The organism is Inquilinus limosus DSM 16000 (genome assembly GCF_000423185.1).
Lineage (GTDB): Bacteria > Pseudomonadota > Alphaproteobacteria > DSM-16000 > Inquilinaceae > Inquilinus > Inquilinus limosus.
On sequence record NZ_AUHM01000025.1, the window covers coordinates 80,722 to 101,568 of the forward strand.

At 71.6% G+C, this 20,847-nt stretch carries 17 protein-coding genes; 6 read left to right on the forward strand and 11 right to left on the reverse strand.

All coding sequences use genetic code 11. The annotated features are described in order from the left end of the window. Window positions 1–15 precede the first annotated feature (15 nt). On the forward strand, window positions 16–1,089 hold the full coding sequence (locus tag G537_RS0121540) for a tartrate dehydrogenase (protein WP_026871883.1): 1,074 nt from the start codon (window positions 16–18) through the stop codon (window positions 1,087–1,089). Here the strand turns inward: G537_RS0121540 and G537_RS39160 are convergent. Next, window positions 1,071–2,096: an AraC family transcriptional regulator gene (locus G537_RS39160; protein WP_051248811.1), complete on the reverse strand. Its 1,026-nt coding sequence runs from the start codon at window positions 2,094–2,096 to the stop codon at window positions 1,071–1,073. The genes G537_RS0121540 and G537_RS39160 overlap by 19 nt on opposite strands. A gap of 86 nt (window positions 2,097–2,182) precedes the next feature. Here G537_RS39160 and G537_RS0121550 point away from each other — a divergent pair, with 86 nt between their 5' ends. Both G537_RS0121550 and G537_RS0121555 read left to right on the forward strand, forming a co-directional pair. Beyond that, window positions 2,183–3,388, forward strand: a complete 1,206-nt coding sequence (locus tag G537_RS0121550; RefSeq protein ID WP_026871884.1) for an MFS transporter — start codon at window positions 2,183–2,185, stop codon at window positions 3,386–3,388. 131 nt (window positions 3,389–3,519) lie between these two features. Further along, window positions 3,520–3,732, forward strand: coding sequence for a hypothetical protein (locus G537_RS0121555; RefSeq protein ID WP_026871885.1), 213 nt, complete (start codon window positions 3,520–3,522; stop codon window positions 3,730–3,732). A 13-nt stretch (window positions 3,733–3,745) separates the two neighbouring features. Here the strand turns inward: G537_RS0121555 and G537_RS0121560 are convergent, their stop codons facing one another. The 7 genes from G537_RS0121560 to G537_RS39165 all read right to left on the reverse strand — a co-directional run bounded on the left by G537_RS0121560 (window position 3,746) and on the right by G537_RS39165 (window position 11,497). Further along, the gene (locus G537_RS0121560) at window positions 3,746–4,366 is read right to left on the reverse strand and encodes a cupin domain-containing protein (RefSeq protein WP_034852543.1); all 621 of its coding nucleotides are present in this window, start codon (window positions 4,364–4,366) and stop codon (window positions 3,746–3,748) included. A gap of 274 nt (window positions 4,367–4,640) precedes the next feature. Next, complete coding sequence (locus G537_RS0121570; RefSeq protein WP_051248813.1) at window positions 4,641–6,287, reverse strand: phytoene desaturase family protein; 1,647 nt, start codon at window positions 6,285–6,287, stop codon at window positions 4,641–4,643. A gap of 9 nt (window positions 6,288–6,296) precedes the next feature. Further along, a complete protein-coding gene (locus G537_RS0121575; RefSeq protein ID WP_026871889.1) occupies window positions 6,297–7,379 on the reverse strand; it encodes an aromatic ring-hydroxylating oxygenase subunit alpha in 1,083 nt (360 codons plus the stop codon). Then, complete coding sequence (locus tag G537_RS0121580; protein ID WP_034852545.1) at window positions 7,376–8,173, reverse strand: ABC transporter permease; 798 nt, start codon at window positions 8,171–8,173, stop codon at window positions 7,376–7,378. The genes G537_RS0121575 and G537_RS0121580 overlap by 4 nt, the downstream gene beginning before the upstream one ends. Next, window positions 8,173–9,054: an ABC transporter permease gene (locus G537_RS0121585; protein WP_051248815.1), complete on the reverse strand. Its 882-nt coding sequence runs from the start codon at window positions 9,052–9,054 to the stop codon at window positions 8,173–8,175. Before G537_RS0121585 ends, G537_RS0121580 begins: the two co-directional genes overlap by 1 nt. Window positions 9,055–9,224: 170 nt before the next feature. Further along, window positions 9,225–10,331, reverse strand: coding sequence for an extracellular solute-binding protein (locus G537_RS0121590; RefSeq protein WP_026871891.1), 1,107 nt, complete (start codon window positions 10,329–10,331; stop codon window positions 9,225–9,227). Window positions 10,332–10,348: 17 nt separating this feature from the next. Next, on the reverse strand, window positions 10,349–11,497 hold the full coding sequence (locus G537_RS39165) for an ABC transporter ATP-binding protein (protein WP_081688962.1): 1,149 nt from the start codon (window positions 11,495–11,497) through the stop codon (window positions 10,349–10,351). Between the two features lie 239 nt (window positions 11,498–11,736). Between G537_RS39165 and G537_RS0121600 the strand changes: the two genes are divergently transcribed. Continuing rightward, a complete protein-coding gene (locus tag G537_RS0121600) occupies window positions 11,737–12,666 on the forward strand; it encodes a hypothetical protein (protein ID WP_211230455.1) in 930 nt (309 codons plus the stop codon). A gap of 219 nt (window positions 12,667–12,885) precedes the next feature. Here G537_RS0121600 and G537_RS0121605 read toward each other — a convergent pair whose 3' ends face one another. The 3 genes from G537_RS0121605 to G537_RS0121615 are packed head-to-tail and all read right to left on the reverse strand — an operon-like array spanning window position 12,886 to window position 17,508. Further along, window positions 12,886–14,241: a sigma-54-dependent transcriptional regulator gene (locus G537_RS0121605; protein WP_026871893.1), complete on the reverse strand. Its 1,356-nt coding sequence runs from the start codon at window positions 14,239–14,241 to the stop codon at window positions 12,886–12,888. Continuing rightward, a complete protein-coding gene (locus tag G537_RS0121610) occupies window positions 14,238–16,097 on the reverse strand; it encodes a sensor histidine kinase (protein WP_051248817.1) in 1,860 nt (619 codons plus the stop codon). The genes G537_RS0121605 and G537_RS0121610 overlap by 4 nt, the downstream gene beginning before the upstream one ends. A 58-nt stretch (window positions 16,098–16,155) precedes the next feature. Then, on the reverse strand, window positions 16,156–17,508 hold the full coding sequence (locus tag G537_RS0121615; protein ID WP_026871895.1) for an MFS transporter: 1,353 nt from the start codon (window positions 17,506–17,508) through the stop codon (window positions 16,156–16,158). A 277-nt stretch (window positions 17,509–17,785) separates the two neighbouring features. Here G537_RS0121615 and G537_RS39170 point away from each other — a divergent pair, with 277 nt between their 5' ends. Further along, window positions 17,786–20,344, forward strand: a complete 2,559-nt coding sequence (locus G537_RS39170) for a heavy metal translocating P-type ATPase (protein ID WP_425402302.1) — start codon at window positions 17,786–17,788, stop codon at window positions 20,342–20,344. Further along, window positions 20,341–20,769 carry a Cu(I)-responsive transcriptional regulator gene (gene cueR / locus G537_RS39175; RefSeq protein ID WP_051248821.1) on the forward strand — a complete coding sequence of 143 codons (429 nt, stop codon included), beginning with the start codon at window positions 20,341–20,343 and terminating at the stop codon, window positions 20,767–20,769. Before G537_RS39170 ends, cueR begins: the two co-directional genes overlap by 4 nt. The last annotated feature ends 78 nt before the right edge of the window (window positions 20,770–20,847 follow it).

Consider the following 20,847-nt stretch of genomic DNA (forward strand, 5'->3'; position numbering starts at 1 on the left):
GCTGGAGCTTCGCCCATGCGCGACTACGCGATCGCAGCCATCCCCGCCGACGGCATCGGCCCCGAGGTGATCGCCGCCGGCATCACGGTGCTGGAAAGCCTCGAGAAGCGGCTCGGCGACGTCCGGTTCAACGTGACGACCTTCGACTGGGGCTCGGACTACTACAAGGCGCACGGCGCGATGATGCCGGCGGACGGGCTGGAGATCCTCAAGCCGTTCGACGCGATCTATTTCGGCGCGGTCGGCGCGCCGGACGTGCCGGACCACATCACGCTGTGGGGCCTCAGGCTGCCGATCTGCCAGGGCTTCGACCAGTATGCCAATGTCCGGCCGACCCGGATCCTGCCCGGCATCACCTCGCCGCTGCGCCATGCCGGGCCCGGGGACCTGGACTGGGTGATCGTGCGCGAGAATTCCGAGGGCGAGTATTCCGGCCATGGCGGGCGCGCCCATCGCGGCCTGCCGGAGGAGGTCGGCACCGAGGTCGCGATCTTCACCCGGGTCGGCGTCACCCGGATCATGCGCTATGCCTTCCGCCTGGCGCAGTCGCGCCCGCGCAAGCTGCTGACCGTGGTCACCAAGTCGAACGCGCAGCGCCACGGCATGGTGATGTGGGACGAGATCGCGGCCGAGGTCGCGGGGGAATTCCCCGATGTCACCTGGGACAAGATGCTGGTCGACGCCATGACGGTGCGGATGACGCTGAAGCCGCGGAGCCTCGACACCATCGTCGCCACCAACCTGCACGCCGACATCCTGTCCGATCTGGCCGGCGCGCTGGCCGGCAGCCTGGGCGTGGCACCGACCGCCAATATCGATCCGGAACGGCGCTTCCCGTCGATGTTCGAGCCGATCCACGGCTCGGCCTTCGACATCACCGGCAAGGGCATCGCCAATCCGGTCGCCAGCTTCTGGACCGCGGCGCAGATGCTGGACCATCTCGGCGAGCGCGAGGCGGCCGAGCGGCTGATGCGCGCGGTCGAGCGGGTGACCGGGGCCGGTATCCTGACGCCGGATGTCGGCGGCACCGCGACGACCAGGGAGGTCACGGACGCGGTTGTCGACGCGATCTACAGCTCGAACATCTGACCGTTGGCCGGCCCCGCCGGGGCGGCGGCCGCGGCGCGGACCGCCCCGGGCGACCGGCCGACCACCCGCTTGAAGGCCCGGCTGAAGGCGGCCTGCGAGCCGTAGCCGAGGCGGTGCGCTGCGGCCTCGATCGGCATCCGGTCGCGCCCGATCCATTGGGCGGCGAGGCGCATCCTGAGCTCGGTGACGTAGCGCAGCGGCGTGAGGCCGGTGACCGCCAGGAAGCGCTCGGCGAAGACCGAGCGCGAGCTGCCCATCTCCGCCGCCAGCTCAGCCACCGTCCAGTCCCGGCCCGGATCGCGGTGCATCGCGGCGATGACGCGGCCGAGGCGCGGGTCGCGCAGCGCGTCGATCCAGCCTTTGGCGTCGCCGCAGCCGCATTCCACCCAACCGCGGACGATCGAGGCGGAGACGACATCCGCCAGCCGCGCCAGGATCGCGGCGAAGCCGACGCGTTCGGAGCAGGCCTCGCGCGCCATCGCCTCCAGCATCGGCAGGATCTCGGGATAGCGGTCGAGCAGCGTGCCGACCCGCATCACCTCGGGCATCAGCGCCACCAGCGGATGCATGGCGCCGAGGTCGAACTCCATGCAGCCGCTGAAGACCAGCACGCCCGCCGTCAGGCCGGTGCCGTCGGGGCAGTCGCAGATCGCGCCGACCGTCTCGCACAGCGCCGCGGCCTCGAAGCTGGCGATGTCGCGGCTGGGCCGGTCGGGCGCCGAGAGCAGATCATGCGCGCCGCCCCGCGGCAGCAGCACGGCGTCGCCGCTGTCTAGGGCGTGGAGATCCCCGCCCGCCGTGCGCAGGAAGACCGGGCCGCGGGCGATGAAGTGGAACTGCGCCCGCCCGCCGACGGTGCCGAAGCCGAGGCCGAAGGGCGGCGTGACCGCGATCCGGCGGTACTGGACGCCGACGAGGCGCATGCCCAGCAGCAGCTCGCTGACGAAGTCGCCCGAGGGCCGGGGGCGAGTCTGCTCGGGTCGAGTTTCGGACTTCCGATCAAACATTCCGGAGTGTCTGACATGGATCGTCCGGAAAGTCCATCCTACCTTCTGCTGCACTGCACCAAAAACTCTCTTCGAAGGACGGTCTCATGAGCGAGTGGACACAGCGGACGGGTGCGGCGCCGGCGCGGGTGGAGCCGGTCTGGGGCGCTGTCTTTTCGATGACGCTCGGCGTGTTCGGGCTGGTGACGGCGGAGTTCCTGCCCGCCAGCCTGCTGACGCCGATGGCGGCGGATCTGGGCGTGACCGAGGGCCTGGCCGGCCAGGCGGTGACGGCGACCGCGGTGGTCGCCCTGGTGACGAGCCTGCTGGTCTCGACCGCGACCCGGCGGATCGACCGGCGGATCGTGCTGCTGGCCTTCTCGGTCCTGCTGACGATCTCGAACCTGCTGGTCGCCTTCGCCCCCGGCCTGCCGGCCCTGCTGCTCGGGCGCGTGCTGCTGGGCGTGGCGCTGGGCGGCTTCTGGACCATGGCGGCGGCGACGGTGATGCGCCTCGTGCCCGAGGCGCTGGTGCCGCGGGCCCTGTCGTTGCTGTTCAGCGGCGTCTCCGCCGCGACGGTCGCTGCCGCCCCGATGGGCAGCTATTTCGGCGACCTCATCGGCTGGCGCAGCGTCTTCCTGATCGCGGCGGCGCTGGGCGTGCTGGCGCTGGTCGTGCAGTTCGCGACGCTGCCGCGGATGGCGCCGAACGCGCAGACCAGCCTGCGCACCCTGGCCGAGGTGCTGGCGCGGCCGCAGGTCGGATTCGGCATGCTCGCCGTCCTCCTGGTGTTCACCGGGCATTTCGCCTTCTTCACCTATATCCGCCCCTTCCTGGAGGGCGTGGCCGGCGTCGACATCAACGGCGTCTCGGGCATCCTCTTGGGCTTCGGCATCGCCAACTTCCTGGGCACCTTCCTGGGCGGCTTCCTGCTGGAGCGCAGCATGCGGCTGACCATGATGCTGATGCCGCTGACCATGGGCGTGCTCGGGCTCGGCCTCGTGGCCCTGGGCGGCGGCGCGCCCCTGGCGGATTCGGCGATGGTGGCCCTGTGGGGCGTGGCCTTCGGCGCCGTGCCGGTGGCCTGGTCGACCTGGCTGACCCGCACGGTCCCCGACGAGGCGGAGAGCGCGGGCGGCCTGCTGGTCGCCGCGGTCCAGCTGGCGATCGCGACGGGCGCGGCCGCCGGCGGCGCGATCTTCGACCTGAGCGGCGCGCTGGGCGTCTTTACCGCCGCCGGCCTCATCCTCCTGGTGGCCGCGCTGATGATCCTGCTCGGCATCCGCCCGCGGACGGCCACGGCCGCGGCCTGAGCCGTGACCCCGGCGGTTCGGTAGCCGGCCCCGCCGAACCGCCGCCGCGCGCGGCCCGTTGACTCGGGGAGGGCCAGGCCCGCGCCGCAGCCGCGGCCGGGCGGCCGTCGCGGAACGGAATGGAGCCCGCCATGGATCCGCTCGTGATCTTGAGACGCTGCAAGCCCGGCGACCACCTGGAGGTGACGAACTCGAACGGCGACAAGGACGACATCGTCGTCGCCCGGCTGGATCTGGAAGGCCAGCAGGTCATCCCGGAACAGGGCAACGCCATCGCCTTCGGCGATGTCGGGCACGTCGTGAACCACAGCGAGGAACAGCGCCGGGCCCGGCGGGCCGGCTGACGCCGGGCCGCGATCAGAAGCTGGGCGGCGTGATCGCCCAGATCACCTGGGTGATGCCGGGGCCCGGGTTGCGGTAGCGGTGCGGCCGGGTGCTGGCAAGGGCGAAGCTGTCGCCGGTGCCGAGGACGTAGAGCTTCTCGTCGACCCACAGCTCCAGCGCGCCGGACAGGATGAAGCCGGCCTCTTCGCCCTCATGAGTGTAGCTGTCCGGGCTGCCGGCGCCCGGCTGGATGGTGCAGAGCAGCAGCTCGAGCTTGCCGTCGAGATTGGGCACCAGCAGCTCGTCGGTCAGGCCGAGCCCGCCCATGTCCAGCACCTTGCGCCGGCCGGCGCGGACCACGACCCGGTCCTCGTCGTCGCGCGGGGTCGGGTCGCGGAAGAACCAGCCGATGGTCACGCCCATGGCGCTGCTGATCAGCTGCAGCTGGCGGATCGTCGGCGTCGACAGGCCGCGCTCGACCTGCGACAGGTGGCCGACCGACAGGCCGGTGACGGCGGCCAGCCGGGTCAGGGTCAGGCCGCGCTGCTGCCGCAGCTCGCGGATCTGCGGTCCCAGGCTGTCGACCGGGTCGCCGGAGGACGGGTCGGAGTCCGTTCCCGGCAGGTCCGGATCGGTGTGTTCGCCTTCGGTCATCACCGCACCTTCGCGCCGGCCTGTTGCCTCGCCGAGCTGACGCAGAACGAGTCCCCCCTCCCCTTGCGGGAGGGGGATAGGGGGAGGGGGGTCTCTCGGCTTGAGCCGACGATCATGTGCGGAGAGCCGGCCCGGCTGCCCGGCCCGATTGATCCGGCCCTTTCGCGCGCGGACGCGTGCAGACCCCTCCCCCTGCCCCCCTCCCGCAAGGGGAGGGGGGACTTAAAGGAGATGAGCCGCTTGTTGCTTTCGTCGACCAATATCCCTCTCCGCCTCACGCCCGCCTGGCCTTGACGTCGCGCAGGATCTCGCGCGCCGCGTTGTGGCCCGGGATGCCGGAGACGCCGCCGCCCGGATGCATCGACGAGCCGCAGATGTAAAGCCCCCGGAACGGCGTGCGGTAATCGGCGTAGCCGGAGACCGGGCGCTGGAAGAACAGCTGGTCGGTCGACAGCTCGCCATGGAAGATGTGGCCCTGCGGCAGGCCGACGATGCGCTCGATGTCGGGCGCCACCAGCAGCTGGGCCTCGATCACGTCGTTGCGGAAGCCGGGCGCGTATTCCTCGATCGTGTCGAACACGGTGTTCCGGAAGTTCTCCTTCTCAGCCGCCCAGTCGCCGCCCTTCAGCGTGTAGGGGGCATGGCCGCCGAACAGGTTGACGACATGCTTGCCGGGCGGGGCCAGGCTGTCGTCGACGATGGTCGGCACCACCGGCGTCAGGAACGGCCGGCTGGAGTACCAGCCGTATTTCGCGTCGTCATAGGCGCGCTCGAGATAGTCGATGTCGGGCGCGATGTGCATGTAGGTCGGGTAGCTGAAATTGCCCAAGGCGCCGTCGGCCCGCACCTTGTCCAGGATCCGGTACTGCGGCGGCCGCTCGCAGGCGATGTTCATCTTGAAGGCGGTGGAGAAGCTGCGGTAGCCGCGGATCTCGCGCAGCAGCTCGGCCGGCAGCTGCGCCTCGCCGATCATGTCGAGGTAGAGGGCCTTGGCGCTGACATTGGAGACGATGATCCGGGCCGAATAGGTGTCCCCCGCCGCGGTGGTCACGGCGGTGGCGCGGTCGCCCGCCAGCCGCACCTCCCTGATCTCGGCCTCGGTGACGTGGTCGACGCCGATGCCGCGGCCGTAGGAGGCCAGCGCCTGGGTGATCGCCCCCATGCCGCCCTTGATGAAGCCCCAGCCCCCCGCGCCCTCATGCTCGCCCATGACGTGGTGCATGATGACGTAGGCCGATCCCGGGGTCTTCGGCCCGGCGAAGGTGCCGATCGAGGCGTAGTAGGCGAGGACGGCCATCACCCTGTCGTCCTCGAACCATTCGCGCAGGAAGTCGTAGGCGCTCATGCTCAGCATGTCGGCGACCCGGTACATCTTCCGGCCGATCTTGCGGTGCCGCCACAGGAAGGCGGCGGTGTCGCGGAAGCCGCGCCAGTCGCGCCGGGCCGGGTCGACCGGCGTCTCCCACAGCAGCTTGCGCACGATCTGCGCCGCCTCCTGCAGGTAGCGGTCGAACTCCGGATAGATCGCGGCGTCCTTCTTCGAGAACCTGGCGAAGCTGGCCTGGGTCTTGGCCATGTCGTCGGAGAACAGGATGTAGTCGTCGCCCCCGACCGGCGAGACCATGTCCGAGCAGGGCAGCACCACGAGGCCGTGCTTCGCCAGCTCGAAGTCGCGGATGATGCGCGGGTGCAGGAGGCTCATCAGGTAGGAGAAGATCGAGGCGCGGAAGCCGGGCGCGATCTCCTCCGTCACCGCGGCGCCGCCCAGCACCTTGCGGCGCTCCAGCACCAGCACCTTGAGGCCGGAGCGGGCCAGGTAGTTGGCGCAGACGAGGCCGTTGTGGCCGGCGCCGATGATGATGGCGTCGTAGCGCTTGCCGGCCGCCGTGCCATTGGGCTGGGAAGAAGCAGTCGTGGTCATCCGGTCTCTCTATTCGGCGGCGGCGCGGTGGCGCGGGGCGGGGTCGTCCATGCCGCGGCGGACCATGTCCTGGAAGGCATGCACGGCGTGCTCGTGCTTCGGCGACAGCGGCCCGCGCTGGTAGATGCCGGCGTTCAGGTTGCGCTGCACCCCGGTGATGATGTCGAGGTCCTCGCTGACGATCTGGGCCGACCATTCGATCGACCGGCGGTTCTCCTCCGCCGTCTCCGGCGAGACGTCGGTGAAGAAGTACCAGTTGATGTGCCGCAGCCTTCCGGCGCCCAGCGGCTCCAGCGTCGCGATCGAGCTGCCCCAGTCGTAGAGGTTCAGCATCAGGAACGGGAAGCGGTAGAAGTAGACGCCGCGGGTCAGCCCGCCGTCGCGCCGCGGCGCGTGCAGGTGGAAGACACCGGCCTCGTCATGCACGTCGATGCTGTAGCGGCTCATGTCCAGCGACGCGCAGAGCCCCGGATGCATGGTCCGGCAGTGGTAGCATTCGAGGTAGTTCTCGCCGTAGGTCTTCCAGTCGACCGCGCAGTCGCGGTTCTTCTCCGCGAACCAGTGCTGCCGCTCCAGCGGATAGTCGGCGGCCAGGGCGTCGATGGGGCCGAGCCACTCGCGCAGCCCCTGCCCCTCCGGCGCGATCCGCAGGAAGACGAGGCCGCGCCACTCCTCGGCGGCGATCCGGTAGAGGCCCCATTCCTCCGGGTCGAAGGCGGGGGCGGAGCCAAAATCCGGCGACCGCTTCAGCCGGCCGTCCAGCGTGTAGCTCCAGCTGTGATAGGGGCAGACGACCAGCCTGCCGCACTGCCCCTCCGCCTTCGTCAGCAGCTGGGCGCCGCGGTGGCGGCAGACATTGTGGAAGGCGCGGACCTGCCCGTCCTCGCCGCGGATGGCGAAGACCGGATAGCCCGCGACCGTGCCGGTGACGTAGTCGCCCGGATTGCGCAGCCGGTCCGACCAGGTGAACAGCATCCAGTGCCGGATGAAGATATTCCGGCGCTCGGCCTCGTAACGCTCCGGGTCGCGGTACCAGGCGGCGGGCAGGGTCCAGGTGACGCCGTCCGGCGCGGCGGGGCTCGTCATCGTCATGGCGCAACCTCTCGGTCGGTCGCCGCCGGCTCGCGGCCGGCGCGCAGGATCTGCAGAAGAACCAGCAGCAGGGTCAGGGCGAACAGCACCGTGGCCGCCGCCGCGATGGTCGGGTCCACCCGCTCGTTGATGCCGTCCCACATCTTGCGCGGCAGGGTGTAGACCGCGCGGGCGGCGATGAAGAGCGTGACCACGATCTCGTCCCAGGAGGTGAGGAAGGCGAAGACCCCGCCGGCCAGGATGCCGGGCAGGATCTGCGGCAGGATCACCCAGCGGATGGTCTGGGACTGGGAGGCGCCGAGCGAGCGCGACGCCTGGTCCTGGCGCGGGTCGACCGAGGCCAGCGCGGCCGACACCGTGACGAGGACATAGGGCGCCGCCAGCAGCGTGTGCGCCAGGATCACCCCGGCGAAGCTGTCGAGCAGCCTGATGCCGGCGAAGAAGCGGTAGAAGGCCAGCGCCGAGACCACCGGCGGCACGATCAGCGGCGCCAGGGCCAGCATCCGGGCGAACTCCCCCAGCGCCGAGGACAGCCGCCAGAGGCCGATCGCCGCCAGCGTGCCCAGCGCCACCGACAGCGCGGTGACGGCGAGGCCGATGCCGAGGCTCTGCAGCATCGCCGAGCGCCACTGCGCGTCGCCGAACAGCGTGGCGTAGTGCTGGAAGGAGATGCCGTCGGTGGGCAGCGACAGGTAGCGGTTCGGCGTCACCGACAGCGGCATCGCCACCAGCGTCGGCAGCATCAGGAACAGCAGCACGGCCCAGCACAGGGCGACCAGGACGGACCAGCGCATCAGGCCCCTCCTCCGAACAGGCGGCGGACATCGACCACGCGGGACAGCGCCGCGATCAGGGCCAGGACGGACAGCAGCAGCACCGAGGCCATCATGGTGCCGACACCCCAGCGCACCGTCTGGAAGATCTGCAGCCGGACATATTCGGCGATCATCACCACCTTGCCGCCGCCGAGGATCGCGGGCGTGACCAGGAAGCCGAGCGACAGCACGAAGACCAGCAGGGCCGCGGCGAAGATCCCGGGCAGGGACAGCGGCAGGAACACCTTGACGAAGGTGCGCAGCGGCCCGGCGCCGAGCGAGCGCGAGGCGGCGGCCAGGGCCGGGTCGATGCCCTTCATCCCGGCATAGAGCGGCAGCACGGCGTAGGGCACCATGTAGTGCACCATGCCGACCAGCACGCCGAACTCGTTGCGCACCAGCGGCAGCGGCTCGGCGATCAGGCCCAGCCCGGCCAGCGCCCCGTTCACCAGCCCCTCGCTGCGCAGCAGCGTCAGCCAGGCGAAGGCGCGGACCAGCACCGACACCCAGAACGGCACCAGCACGAAGGCGGTGATCCACAGCCGGTGCCGCGGCGAGGCTTGCAGCATGACATAGGCGACGAGATAGCCGAGGACGACGGCACAGACGGTGGTCCAGGCGGCGACGCGAAAGGTGGTCCACAGCACCCGCCGCATGGCCTCGGAGTCCAGCAGCCGCTGGTAGTTGCCGAGGCCGGGCGCCGGGTCGGTGACGCTGATCCACAGGATGTTGGCCAGCGGCAGCAGGTAGAGCAGCAGCAGCGCCGCCATCAGCGGCAGCACCAGCCCCCAGGCCGCAGCGGGCGCGCGACGCCGCGCGACGGCCGGGGGTGCGCTGTCGAGGGCCGGCGCTGCTGTCATGCCGACAGCCCAAAACGCAGCCCGAACCATTGACCCGTCATGGCGAGCCCCGCAGGGGCGTGGCCATCCAGGGCGGCTCGCACCGGCCCCTGGATGGCCACGTCGCTTCGCTCCTCGCCATGACGAGGAAAGGATGACGGAGAGAGCCCAAAGGCCGGCGCCACCATGCCTCAACCCGCCATCAGATCGAGGAAGTCGTTCTGCACGGTGTCGTAGTTCTCGGCGTACCAGGCGCTGTCGATCGGGATCTGGCGCCGGTAGTTCGGCTCGTAGCCGCAGTCGATCTTCTGCAGCTCGGGCGGCAGGCCGGCGCTGGCCGCCGGGTTGGCGGGTCCGTTGCCGAGCAGCTTCAGCAGCTCGACCTGCCGCTCCGGCGCCTGGGTCGAGGCGATGAAGTCGAACACCGCCGGCCCGGCAGGGTTCTTCACCAGCACCGGCAGCACGCCCGGGGCGACGATGCCGTGGTCCCAGGTCCAGGTGATCCTGCCGCCGGAATCCCGGTCCAGCACCGAGGCGCGGGTGGACCAGATCGGCCCCATCGTCACCTCGCCCTCGCGGAACAGCTGCTGGCTCTCGGCCCCGCCGCCCCACAGCAGGAACTGGTCGCGGTGGTCCTTGAGGATGGCGAAGGCCTTTTCGACGTCGAGCGGGTACAGCTTGTCCGGCTCGACCCCGGAGCCCAGCAGCACCGCCTCCAGCGACCCGACCAGCCATTTGTAGATCGCGCGCTTGCCCGGGAAGTCCTTGAAATTGAGGTAATCCTTGTAGCCGTTCGGCGTCCTGCCGCCGGTCTTCTCCAGGCTGAAGGCGTTGACGGTCGAGTACATGTAGGCGGCGCAGCCGTATTCGAAGGTGAATTCCGGCCGCACCTTGGCCTTGTCGACCTTCGAATAGTCGTAGGGCTGGATCAGGCCCTGCTTGCTGAGGATCGGCAGGTAGAAGCCGTCGGCGTCGGTGCAGTCCCACACCACATTGCCGCTGTCGATCATCGCCTTGATCGCGCCGGGCGTCGGCTCGGCGCCCAGCACCGTGACCTTGATGCCGCTGTCCTTGGTGAAGGGCTCGCCCCAGGCCTTGCCCCAGGCGGGCACGGCGTCGCCGCCGAAATTCACCACCACGATCTCCTGCGCCGCCGCCCGGGCCGGATCCGAGGCGAGCGCCGGCACGACGCCGAGCGCGCCGAGCACGGCCAGGAAGCCGCGCCGGTCGATCCGGCCCTGGACGAAGTTCTCCGCCGCGATGGCGGCCAGATCCGCGCGATACCGAGATGCCGTCATGGTTGCCCCCTGTCTGTTCAGGCCGATCGGTCGTCGGCTTCCTCTTCGATCAGCACGGTGGCCTCCGGCGCCCAGCCGACCCAGGCGGAGGCGCCGAGGCCGAGATCCGGCACCGCCTCCCAGGCGAAGCCGGTCGCGGTCACGGGGCCGAGGGCGTCGGTCCCGACCACCACCTGCCGCGTGGCGCCGAGATAGGCGATGTCGAGAATCCGGCCGGGCACCCGGTTGGCCAGGTCGCGCGGCTCCTGCGCCGCGACCCGCACCTTCTCCGGCCGCAGCGCCAGCATCACCGCCCGGCCCTGCGGCGGCGTCGCCGCGCCGCGATGCAGGATCGCGGCCCCGCCGGCCTCCAGCCGGATCAGCGCGCCGTCGCGGCCGGCCATGCGGCCGGCGATGCAGTTGCTCTTGCCCAGGAACTCGGCGACGAAGCGGGTGCGCGGCCGCTCATACAGCTCGTCCGGCGCGCCGGCCTGGACCAGCCGGCCGCGATTCATCACCGCCACCCGGTCGGCCATCGACAGCGCCTCGTCCTGATCGTGGGTGACCAGGATGAAGGTGGCGCCCAGGTCGCGATGCAGCGTCTTCAGCTCCAGCTGCATCTCGGCCCGCAGCTGGCGGTCGAGCGCGCCGAGCGGCTCGTCGAACAGCACGATGTCGGGGTCGAACACCAGGGCGCGGGCGACGGCGACGCGCTGCTGCTGGCCGCCGGAGAGCTGCCGGGGGTACCGGTCGTCGAAGCCGTCCAGCCGCACCCGGGCGACGGCGGCGGCGACCCTGGCCGCGATCTCCGCCCGCTTCACGCCGCGGACCCTGAGCGGATAGGCGATGTTCTCGGCCACCGTCATGTGCGGGAACAGGGCGTAGCCCTGGAACACCATGCCGAAGTTCCGCTTCTCCGGCGGCACGGCGGTGACGTCGCGGCCATCGACCGCGATCCGGCCGGCGCTGGGCGCGACGAAGCCGGCGATCATCATCAGGAGGGTGGTCTTGCCGGAGCCGGAGGGGCCGAGCAGGGTCAGGAACTCGCCGCCCGGGATGTCCAGCGACACGTCGTCGACGGCGCGGACCGGCCCGTAGCGCCGCGACAGCCGCGTCAGCGCCAGGCCGTGCGCCCCCTGCCCGGCCCGGGACAACGGTGCTTGCGATCGGTCGGCCCGCATCAGCATCGGCTCGCCTCCTGTCGCGCTACTTTTTCATTCTTGTGAAATCAGCCTGGAGGCGATGCGGGGAGCTGTCAAGTGCCGCCGACAGCGGAGAAGCTTGCCCCACCCGTGGGCGCCAAGGTTTCGCGAACACCGCTTTGGCAGGAGCGGCGTTTCACACCGGTGAAAGCAGAGGATGGCCGGACCGTCACCCGCCGCGCGGCGCGTCGACGGAGCGGCGCGGCGCCCCCATCTGAATCGGCATGCGACCAGACAGGCGGCAGCCCGACCGGATCATGGGCCGCGTGACGATCACGCCGGCCGGCGGCGACAAGCCGGGGATCGAGGCCCGGTTCCCCTATGACCGCGCCCTGGTCGAGCGCCTGATGAAGGCGTTCCCCCGGGCCCGCTGGCGCGAGGCGGAAGGCGCCTGGTTCATCCCCGGCACCACCGCCGAACGCCGCCTCACCCGCTGGCTGGCGCAGGAGCTGCCACCCGGCGGCGATTACGGCGACGCCAAAGGCCGCGACGCCTTCGACTTCGATCCGATCGAAAGCCCCTATCTCGAGGTCGCCGACGACCTGCGCGTCCGGACGCCCTATTCCCGGACGGTCGTCGACCAGATGCACGCCATCCCCTGGTCCTGGTGGGACGGCGCCACCCGGACCTGGCGGGTGCCGTTCCGGTCCTATGAGGAGCTGTGGCGGCGCTGGCCGGTGATCGAGGCCGCCGCCCGCCGCAACGAGCCGGAGGAGCGCCGCAAACGCCGGCTGGCGGAATGGACGCCCGAACGCCAGCGCCGCGCCGCCATCCTGGCCGCGGAGCGCCGCCGGCACCGCTATCCGGTGCTCGCCGCCGACCTGCCGCCGCTGGACCGGCCGGTGATGACCGAACGCTTCGGCATGCTGGCGTTCACCGAGATCACGGGCGAGATCGCGGATCCCGCCGGCATCGCCGGGATCTACGCCCATCCCGACCCGGCGGCCGGCGACTATGTCTGGGCAAGCTGGCGCCGCCCCTCGCTCGACGAGCTGATCGGCGTCTGGCCCAGCCGCGCCGAGGCGGGGCCGGACGAGCGGGTCCGCGGCTGGTGGCGGCCGACCCGCGAGGAGCTGCGCCAGGCCCGCCGCGACGCCCGCGTGCGCGAGCGGCTGCGCGAGCGCCGCCGGACGGACGCGGAGGCGGCGCCGTAGAGGGCACCGGCAGCCCGAAAAGAAAAAGAGCCGCATCGCTGCGGCTCGAGTTTAGGGAGGAAACGCCCAAGAAGTGCGTTACGACAGGCAGCAACGCTGCATGTCGCACTGCAACATGGCATGTCCGGGCCTCCGTCGCAAGGGGAAAAAGATTAAAAAGTAGTCATGCCTGGATTTGCCCAAATTTTGCCCTTTTGTGACCGGAGCCGGGCCGGGCCGTCAGTCCGATGGGTCGAGCCGCGAGCGGTCGATGCCGAGCCGGGCCATCTTCTCGTTGAGGGTCCGCCGCGGCAGGTCGAGAATCTCGAGCGCCGCGGCGACCGATCCCCCGGTCTCGCGCAGCGCCGCCAGGATCAGGCTGCGCTCATAGGTGGCGACCCGCTCCGCCAGCCCGCCGCCGGCCTGTGCCGCCGGGTTCAGGATGTCGCCGGCGCCGGCCCCGGATAGGCCCATGGCGAAGCGCTCGGCCGCCGCCTTCAGCTCGCGCACATTGCCCGGCCAGCCATGGCCCAGCAGCGCCGCGACCTCGGCCGGCGACGCGCGGCGCCGCTCCAGCCCCAGCCGGTCGGCGGCGGCGCCGGCGAAGCGCTCGAACAGCAGCAGGATGTCGTCGCCGCGGTCGCGCAGCGGCGGGATCTCGATCTCCACCCCCGCCAGCCGGAAGAACAGGTCCTCGCGGAAGGCGCCGGCCGCCGCCCGCTCGCGCAGATCGGCCTTGGCCGCGGCGACGACGCGGATGTCCACCGGGATCTGCCGGTTGGAGCCCAGCCGCTCCACCACCCGCTCCTGCAGCACGCGCAGCAGCTTGGCCTGGGCCGGCAGCGGCATGCTCTCGACCTCGTCCAGCAGCACGGTGCCGCCGTCGGCATGCTCGAACTTGCCGATCCGGGCGCCGCGGGCGCCGGTGAAGGCGCCGGCCTCATGGCCGAACAGCTCGCCCTCGATCATCTCGGCCGGGATCGCGGCGCAGTTGATGGCGACGAAGGGCCGGTCGCGGCGCGGGCCGAACTCATGCAGCGCCCGCGCCACCACCTCCTTGCCCGTGCCGGTCTCGCCGCGGACCACGACGTCGACCGGCAGCGCCGCCAGATCGGCCACCAGCCGGCGCAGGCGGCGCATCGCCGGGGCGTCCCCGACCAGCGTCGCGGCCAGCGCACCGTCCAGCCGGCCCTCCAGCTCGCCCACCCGGCGCCGCAGCCGGTGCTGCGACGCGGCGTTGCGCAGCACCGCGGCCAGGTGGTCCGGCTCGTAGGGCTTGGTCATGAAGTCGAAGGCGCCGGCCTGCAGCGCTGCCACCGCCATCGGCACGTCGCCATGCCCGGTCAGCAGCACCACCGGCAGGCCGGGCCGCTCCGCCGCCAGCCGGCGCTGCAGCTCGAGGCCGCTCTCGCCCGGCATGCGGACATCGGTCAGCACGGCGTCGGGGCCGAAGCCGTCGATCCGGCGCAGCGCCTCGGCCGCCGAGCGCGCCGTCTCGACCGCGAAGCCGCACAGGCCCAGCCACTGCTCGATCGAGTCGGCGACCGTCGGGTCGTCCTCGACGATCAGGATGCGATGCGGGGGCGTCGCGGTCATTCGGCGACGGCCCTCTCGGATTCGGCCAGCGGCAGCGTGACCACGAAGGCGGTGCCGCCGAGATCGGAGGGGCGATGGGCGATGCCGCCGCCATGGTCGCGGACGATGCGGTAGACGGTGGCGAGGCCCAGGCCGAGGCCGTCCCCGGCCTCCTTGGTGGTGACGAAGGGCTCGAACAGCCGGCCGCGGATCGCCGGGTCGATGCCCGGACCGGAATCCTCGACCGTCAGCCGGACCGCGCCGTCCCGCGTTTCGATCATCGCCCGGATCCGCCGCGTCTCGCAGCCGCGCACCGCGTCGATCGCGTTGCCCAGCAGGTTCATCACCACCTGGTCCAGCCGCCCGGCTTCGCCCATCACCACCGCCGGCCCCTCGCCGGTCCGGTCGAGCGCGATGCCGAGATCGGAGAGGCGGTAGGCCAGGAGCCGCAGCACGCTGTCGAGCACGGCGGCGAGGTCGACCGGCGCGGCGTCGTGCCCGTCGCGTCGGGCCAGGCGCTTGAGCTGGCCGGTCAGCCCGGCGACCCGGTCGACCGCCTCGGCCATCACGTCGATATTGGCCGCCACCTTTGCGGTCTCGCCGCGGCCGGACAGCAGGCGGGTGCTGGCCAGATAGGTCTTCAGCGCCGCCAGCGGCTGGTTGATCTCATGCGCCAGCCCGGCGAAGGCCTGGCCCAGCGCCGCCAGCTTGGCGGCCTGGACCAGGTCGTCACGGGTGCGGTGCAGCTCCGCCTCGGCGCGGCGGCGCTCCTCGATCTCGGCCTCCAGCCGCCGGTTGGCGGCGGTCAGCGCCTCGGTCCGCTCCGCCACCCGATGCTCCAGCTCGTCCTTCGACCGTCGCTCCGCCAGCCGGGCGCGGCGCCGGGCATGCCAGGCCACACCGGCCAGCACCACCGCGATCACGGCCAGCCCCGTGGCCGCGGCCGCGACCAGCGCGTTGGTCCGGACCGGGCCCGGATCGGCCACGGCGATCAGCGACCAGTCGTGATCGGGCAGCGGCAGGGTGAACAGCAGCAGGTCGGCGGCGCCGTCGGGCGCGGGGTCCAGCAGCCGGACCGACCGGCCCTGGGCTTCAGCTGTCGAGCGGCTGCGGAAGATCGGCCGGGTGACGGAGGGCAGCCCGGCATAGCGCCGCTCGGCCAGGATCGAGGCCTGGGCGCGGTCGCCGAGGGCGAAGAGCGGCCGGTAGCGCCAGCCCGGCCGGGCGGCGAGGAACAGGATGCCGTCGGCATCGGCGATCGCCAGCGTGGCGTCGGCCCCGGCCCATTCGCGCTCCAGCCCGGTCAGGTCGACCTTGACCACGGCGATGCCGACCGGCTCGGGCTGTCCGCCCGGCCCCGGCGCGTCGATCCGGCTGGCCAGAAAATAGCCCGGCTGCCCGGTGGTGGCGCCGATGCCGTAGAAGCTGCCCTCGCCCGTCTCGATCGCCTCACGGTAATAGGGCCGGTAGGCGTAGCCGTGGCCGATGAAACTGCCGGGCGTGTCCCAGTTGCTGGCGGCGATCGCCGTGCCGCCGCGGTCGAGGACGTAGAGCGCCGCCGCCCCCGCCGCATTGCTGATCGCCTGCAGGTGGCGGTTGGCGGCATCGATCGCGCCTGCACTTGGCGGCGCGTCGTACAAGGTGCGGATCTGGGGAGTCCGGGCGATCACCTGCGGCAGGTAGCGGAAGCGGCCGATCGCCGCCTCGACGCTGGCAGCGGCGAGGGTCAGCCGCTCCCGCGCCTGCCCTTCCAGCGCCTCGCTGCCGTCGCGCAGCGCCCAGCCGTGCACCGCCAGCGACAGGCCGGCCGCCACCGCGCCGGCGGCGGCGAAGAGCAGGATCCGGCCCCGGCGGGCGGTCAGGCGGGACGGGTACATGGCGGACGCGACACGGTTCTCAGGCCCCGCCGCACCGTGCGGCGGGGCCTGGACCCTACTACGACGGCTGCGTCCCGTCGTCGATCTTCGAGGTCGACCGGGTGTCCGGCATGAAGGCGTAGACCAGCAGTGAGCACAGGATGCAGCCGGTCACGTACCAGTAGAACCAGCTCTCATGCCCGATGTCCTTGAACCACAGCGCGATGTATTCGGCGGTGCCGCCGAAGATCGACACGGTCAGAGCGTAGGGCAGGCCGACACCGAGCGCGCGCACCTCGGTCGGGAACAGCTCGGCCTTCACCACCGCGTTGATCGAGGTGTAGCCGGAGACGATGACCAGCGCCGCCACGATCAGGCCGAAGGCGGCGAGCGCGCTCTGCGTCTGCGCCAGGGTCGACAGGATCGGCACGGTGAGGATCGTGCCCAGCACGCCGAAGGCGATCAGCAGCGGCCGCCGGCCGACCCGGTCGGAGAAGGCGCCGACCACCGGCTGCAGGCACATGAACAGGAACAGCGCCGCGGCCGAGACCAGGGTCGAGTCCGTCTTGCTCATGCCCACGGTGTTGACCAGGAATTTCTGCATGTAGGTGGTGTAGGTGTAGAAGGCGACGGTGCCGCCCAGCGTCAGCCCGACCACGATCATGATCTCGCGCGGGTGGCGCATGAGAGACCGCAGCAGGCTTTCGCTGCGCGGTGTGCGCTTCGCCTTCGTATACGCCTCCGTCTCGGCGAGGTTGCGGCGCAGATACAGCGCCACCACGGCGCAGATGGCGCCGATGACGAAGGGGATGCGCCAGCCCCAGGCCTCCAGCTGCTCGGCGGTCAGGAACACCTGCTGCAGCAGGATCAGCACGGCCAGGGCCAGCAGCTGCCCCATGATCAGGGTGACGTACTGGAAGCTGGAGTAGAAGCCGCGGTGCCGGCTGGTCGCCATCTCCGACAGGTAGGTGGCGCTGGCGCCGTATTCGCCGCCGACGCTGAGGCCCTGCAGCAGCCGGGCCAGCACCAGCAGCACCGGCGCCGCGACGCCGATCGTCTCGTAGGTCGGGGTCAGGGCGATGATCAGCGATCCGGCGCACATCACCATGACCGACAGGGTCAGCCCCGCCTTGCGGCCGTGCTTGTCGGCATAGATGCCCATCAGCCAGCCGCCGATCGGCCGCATCAGGAAGCCGATGGCGAAGATCGCCGCCGTGTTCAGCAGCTGGGCGGTGGTGTCGCCGGCCGGAAAGAAGGACTTGGCGAAGTACAGCGAGAAGGCGGCGTAGATGTACCAGTCGTACCACTCGACCAGATTTCCGACCGAGCCGCCGAAGATCGACACGATCCTCTGGCGGGTGCCGACCGGCTGGGCGGCGGCGGGTGCGGGACGGAATCGGCGCTGGCCGAGACCGGAGACGGCGTCTTCCATGAGCATCTCCCCGAACGGGCTTTCTTGACCGGCCGCGGCATGCGGCCGCCGGGGAGGTCTGCAAGACGGGTGCCAGGGCAGGCCCGGCGCCGAGGAGAGCAGGTTTCGGCCGTTTTGCCGAACCGCGGTCGGCGGAATTCCGCCGACCAGGGGATCGGCATCGGCAAGTTTCCGCCGAAGCCCGCGGCCAGAAGGAAATCGTCCGGCGGCCCCCTTGACCTTCCCATTGTGGGAAGGTCCATCTCTCCCCACATCCGCTGTTGCGAGGATGGGAATCGTGGCCGTAGCAGAATTGACATCGGGCGCGTCCGCGCCGGGCGCCGCCGGGCGGGAGGTGCATCAGGTCGCCATCGAGGGCATGACCTGCGCCTCCTGCGTCCGACGGGTCGAGCAGTCGATCGCGCGGACGCCGGGCATCGCCGCGGCGGCCGTGAACCTGGCGACCGAGCGCGCCGAGGTGTCGTTCGCGGCCGCGCCCGACATTCCGGCGGTGGTGCAGGCGATCGAGCACGCCGGCTACGCCGTGCCGCAGGACACGGTCGAGCTGGCGATCCAGGGCATGACCTGCGCCTCCTGCGTCGCGCGGGTCGAGAAGAGGCTGCTGGCGGTGCCCGGCGTGACCGGGGCCGCGGTCAACCTCGCCACCGAGCGCGGCACGGTCCGCTTCGTCCGCGGCGCGGTCCAGCCGGAGGCGCTGGAGCAGGCGGTGCGCGAGGCGGGGTACGAGGCCCGGCGCATCGGTTCGGAGGACATCAGCGACCGCGAGCGCGACGCCCGTGCCGCGGAATCCAAGGCGCTGGGGCGGAGCCTGGCTGTCGCGGCCGCCCTGACGCTGCCGGTCTTCGTCCTCGAGATGGGGTCGCATTTCGTCCCCGCCATCCACGATGTCGTCATGACGACGATCGGGATGCGGGAGAGCTGGTACCTCCAGTTCGTCCTCGCGACCCTGGTCCTCTTCGGCCCCGGGCTGCGGTTCTTCCGCAAGGGCGTGCCGGCCCTGCTGCGCGGGGCGCCGGACATGAACTCGCTGGTCGTGCTGGGGACCGCCGCCGCCTGGGGCTATTCGGTCGTCGCGACCTTCCTGCCCGGCGTGCTGCCCGCCGGCACCGCCAATGTCTATTACGAGGCTGCGGCCGTGATCATCACGCTGATCCTGCTGGGCCGCACGCTGGAGGCGCGGGCCAAGGGCCGGACCTCGGAGGCGATCCGGCGGCTGGTCGGGCTGCAGCCGAAGACGGCGCGGGTGGTCCGCGACGGCCGCACGCTGGACCTGCCGGTCGCGGAGGTGCGGGCCGGCGACATCGTGCTGGTGCGGCCGGGCGAGCGGGTGCCGGTCGACGGCGAGGTGGTCGAGGGCTCGTCCTTCGTTGACGAGGCGATGATCACCGGCGAGCCGGTGCCGGTGGCCAAGGGCGTCGGCGCCGAGGTCGTCGGCGGCACCGTCAACAAGACCGGCAGCTTCTCCTTCCGCGCCACCCGGGTGGGCGGCGAGACGGTGCTGGCCCAGATCATCCGCATGGTCGAGCAGGCGCAAGGGGCGAAGCTGCCGATCCAGGCCCTGGTCGACAAGGTGACGGCCTGGTTCGTGCCCGCCGTGATGGCGGCGTCGGCCGCGACCTTCCTGGTCTGGCTGGCCTTCGGCCCGGATCCGGCGCTCGCCTTCGCCCTGGTCAATGCGGTGGCCGTGCTGATCATCGCCTGCCCCTGCGCCATGGGGCTGGCGACGCCGACCTCGATCATGGTCGGCACCGGCCGCGCCGCGGAGATGGGGGTGCTGTTCCGCAAGGGCGATGCGCTGCAGACCCTGCGCGATGCCCAGGTGATCGCGGTCGACAAGACCGGCACGCTGACCCGCGGCCGGCCGGAGCTGACGGATCTCGACACGCTCGACGGCTTCGATCGCGACGAGGTCCTGCGGCTCGTCGCCTCGGTGGAGGCGCGGTCCGAGCACCCGATCGCCGAGGCGATCGTCGCGGCGGCCGGGAAGCGCGGCCTGGCGCTGGCGCCGGCCGAGGCCTTCGAGGCGGTGGCGGGCCATGGCGTGACCGCCTCGGTCGAAGGCCGGCACGTCGCGGTCGGGGCCGACCGGTTCATGCGCCAGCTCGGCCATGATCCCTCCGCCTTCGCCGCGGCGGCGCGCCGGCTGGGCGAGGACGGCAAGTCGCCGCTCTACGCCGCGGTCGACGGGCGGCTGGCGGCGGTCCTGGCGGTGTCGGACCCGATCCGGGACACGACTCCGGAGGCGATCCGCGCCCTGCACGCGCTGGGCCTGAAGGTGGCGATGGTCACCGGCGACAACCGCGGCACGGCGCAGGCGATCGCCCGGCGCCTGGGCATCGACGAGGTGGCCGCCGAGGTGCTGCCCGAGGGCAAGGTCGAGGCGGTGCGGCGGCTGGCCGCCGGCGATCGCCGGGTCGCCTTCGTCGGCGACGGCATCAACGACGCGCCGGCCCTGGCCGCCGCCGATGTCGGCATCGCCATCGGCACCGGCACGGACATCGCCATCGAGAGCGCCGATCTGGTGCTGATGTCGGGCGACCTGCGCGGCGTGGTCAACGCCATCGCCCTGTCGCGGGCGACGATCCGGAACATCAAGCAGAACCTGTTCTGGGCCTTCGCCTACAACGTCGCGCTGATCCCGGTGGCCGCCGGCGCCCTCTATCCGGCCCAGGGCTGGCTGCTGTCGCCGATCCTGGCGGCCGGCGCGATGGCGCTGTCGAGCGTCTTCGTGCTGGCCAACGCCCTCCGGCTCCGCCGCTTCCGGCCGCCGCTGGCCGACCGGGAGGGCGGGCCGGCGGCGTCCTTCCCGAACGCGCTGCAGGAGGCGAGACCATGAACATCGGGCAGGCCGCGGCCGCCTCCGGCGTCTCCGCCAAGATGATCCGCTACTACGAGTCGGTCGGGCTGATCCGGAAGGCGGTGCGGACCGAGGCCGGCTACCGCGTCTACAGCGCGGACGACGTGCACACGCTGCGCTTCATCCGCCGGGCGCGCGATCTCGGCTTCTCGGTCGAGCAGATCACCGGCCTGCTGGCGCTGTGGCAGGACCGCGCCCGGTCGAGCGCCGATGTGAAGCGGATCGCGCTCGAACACGTCGCCGAGCTGGAGCAGAAGGTCGAAGGCCTGAAGCAGATGATCGCCACGCTGAAGCATCTCTCGGCGAGCTGCCACGGCGACCACCGCCCCGACTGCCCGATCCTCGACGATCTGGCGCTGCAGGCGCCGGCTCAGGCGACCGGCCACCGGGCGCGATCGGCCTGAGAGGCAGGCTCTCAGCAGACGGCTTCACGCATCACCCGGCCGTCACCGTCATTGCGAGGAGGCGAAGCCGACGAAGCA

Excerpts from the sequence above, each read along its gene's own strand:
- G537_RS0121600 (WP_211230455.1), top strand. The coding sequence starts at position 11,737 with ATGCGACCAGACAGGCGGCAGCCCGACCGGATCATGGGCCGCGTGACG.
- G537_RS39165 (WP_081688962.1), bottom strand. The coding sequence starts at position 11,497 with ATGCTGATGCGGGCCGACCGATCGCAAGCACCGTTGTCCCGGGCCGGG.
- cueR (WP_051248821.1), top strand. The coding sequence starts at position 20,341 with ATGAACATCGGGCAGGCCGCGGCCGCCTCCGGCGTCTCCGCCAAGATG.
- G537_RS0121610 (WP_051248817.1), bottom strand. The coding sequence starts at position 16,097 with ATGTACCCGTCCCGCCTGACCGCCCGCCGGGGCCGGATCCTGCTCTTC.
- G537_RS0121590 (WP_026871891.1), bottom strand. The coding sequence starts at position 10,331 with ATGACGGCATCTCGGTATCGCGCGGATCTGGCCGCCATCGCGGCGGAG.
- G537_RS0121570 (WP_051248813.1), bottom strand. The coding sequence starts at position 6,287 with ATGACCACGACTGCTTCTTCCCAGCCCAATGGCACGGCGGCCGGCAAG.
- G537_RS39160 (WP_051248811.1), bottom strand. The coding sequence starts at position 2,096 with ATGTTTGATCGGAAGTCCGAAACTCGACCCGAGCAGACTCGCCCCCGG.
- G537_RS0121585 (WP_051248815.1), bottom strand. The coding sequence starts at position 9,054 with ATGACAGCAGCGCCGGCCCTCGACAGCGCACCCCCGGCCGTCGCGCGG.
- G537_RS0121575 (WP_026871889.1), bottom strand. The coding sequence starts at position 7,379 with ATGACGATGACGAGCCCCGCCGCGCCGGACGGCGTCACCTGGACCCTG.
- G537_RS0121615 (WP_026871895.1), bottom strand. The coding sequence starts at position 17,508 with ATGGAAGACGCCGTCTCCGGTCTCGGCCAGCGCCGATTCCGTCCCGCA.
- G537_RS0121550 (WP_026871884.1), top strand. The coding sequence starts at position 2,183 with ATGAGCGAGTGGACACAGCGGACGGGTGCGGCGCCGGCGCGGGTGGAG.
- G537_RS0121555 (WP_026871885.1), top strand. The coding sequence starts at position 3,520 with ATGGATCCGCTCGTGATCTTGAGACGCTGCAAGCCCGGCGACCACCTG.
- G537_RS0121580 (WP_034852545.1), bottom strand. The coding sequence starts at position 8,173 with ATGCGCTGGTCCGTCCTGGTCGCCCTGTGCTGGGCCGTGCTGCTGTTC.
- G537_RS0121605 (WP_026871893.1), bottom strand. The coding sequence starts at position 14,241 with ATGACCGCGACGCCCCCGCATCGCATCCTGATCGTCGAGGACGACCCG.
- G537_RS0121560 (WP_034852543.1), bottom strand. The coding sequence starts at position 4,366 with ATGACCGAAGGCGAACACACCGATCCGGACCTGCCGGGAACGGACTCC.
- G537_RS0121540 (WP_026871883.1), top strand. The coding sequence starts at position 16 with ATGCGCGACTACGCGATCGCAGCCATCCCCGCCGACGGCATCGGCCCC.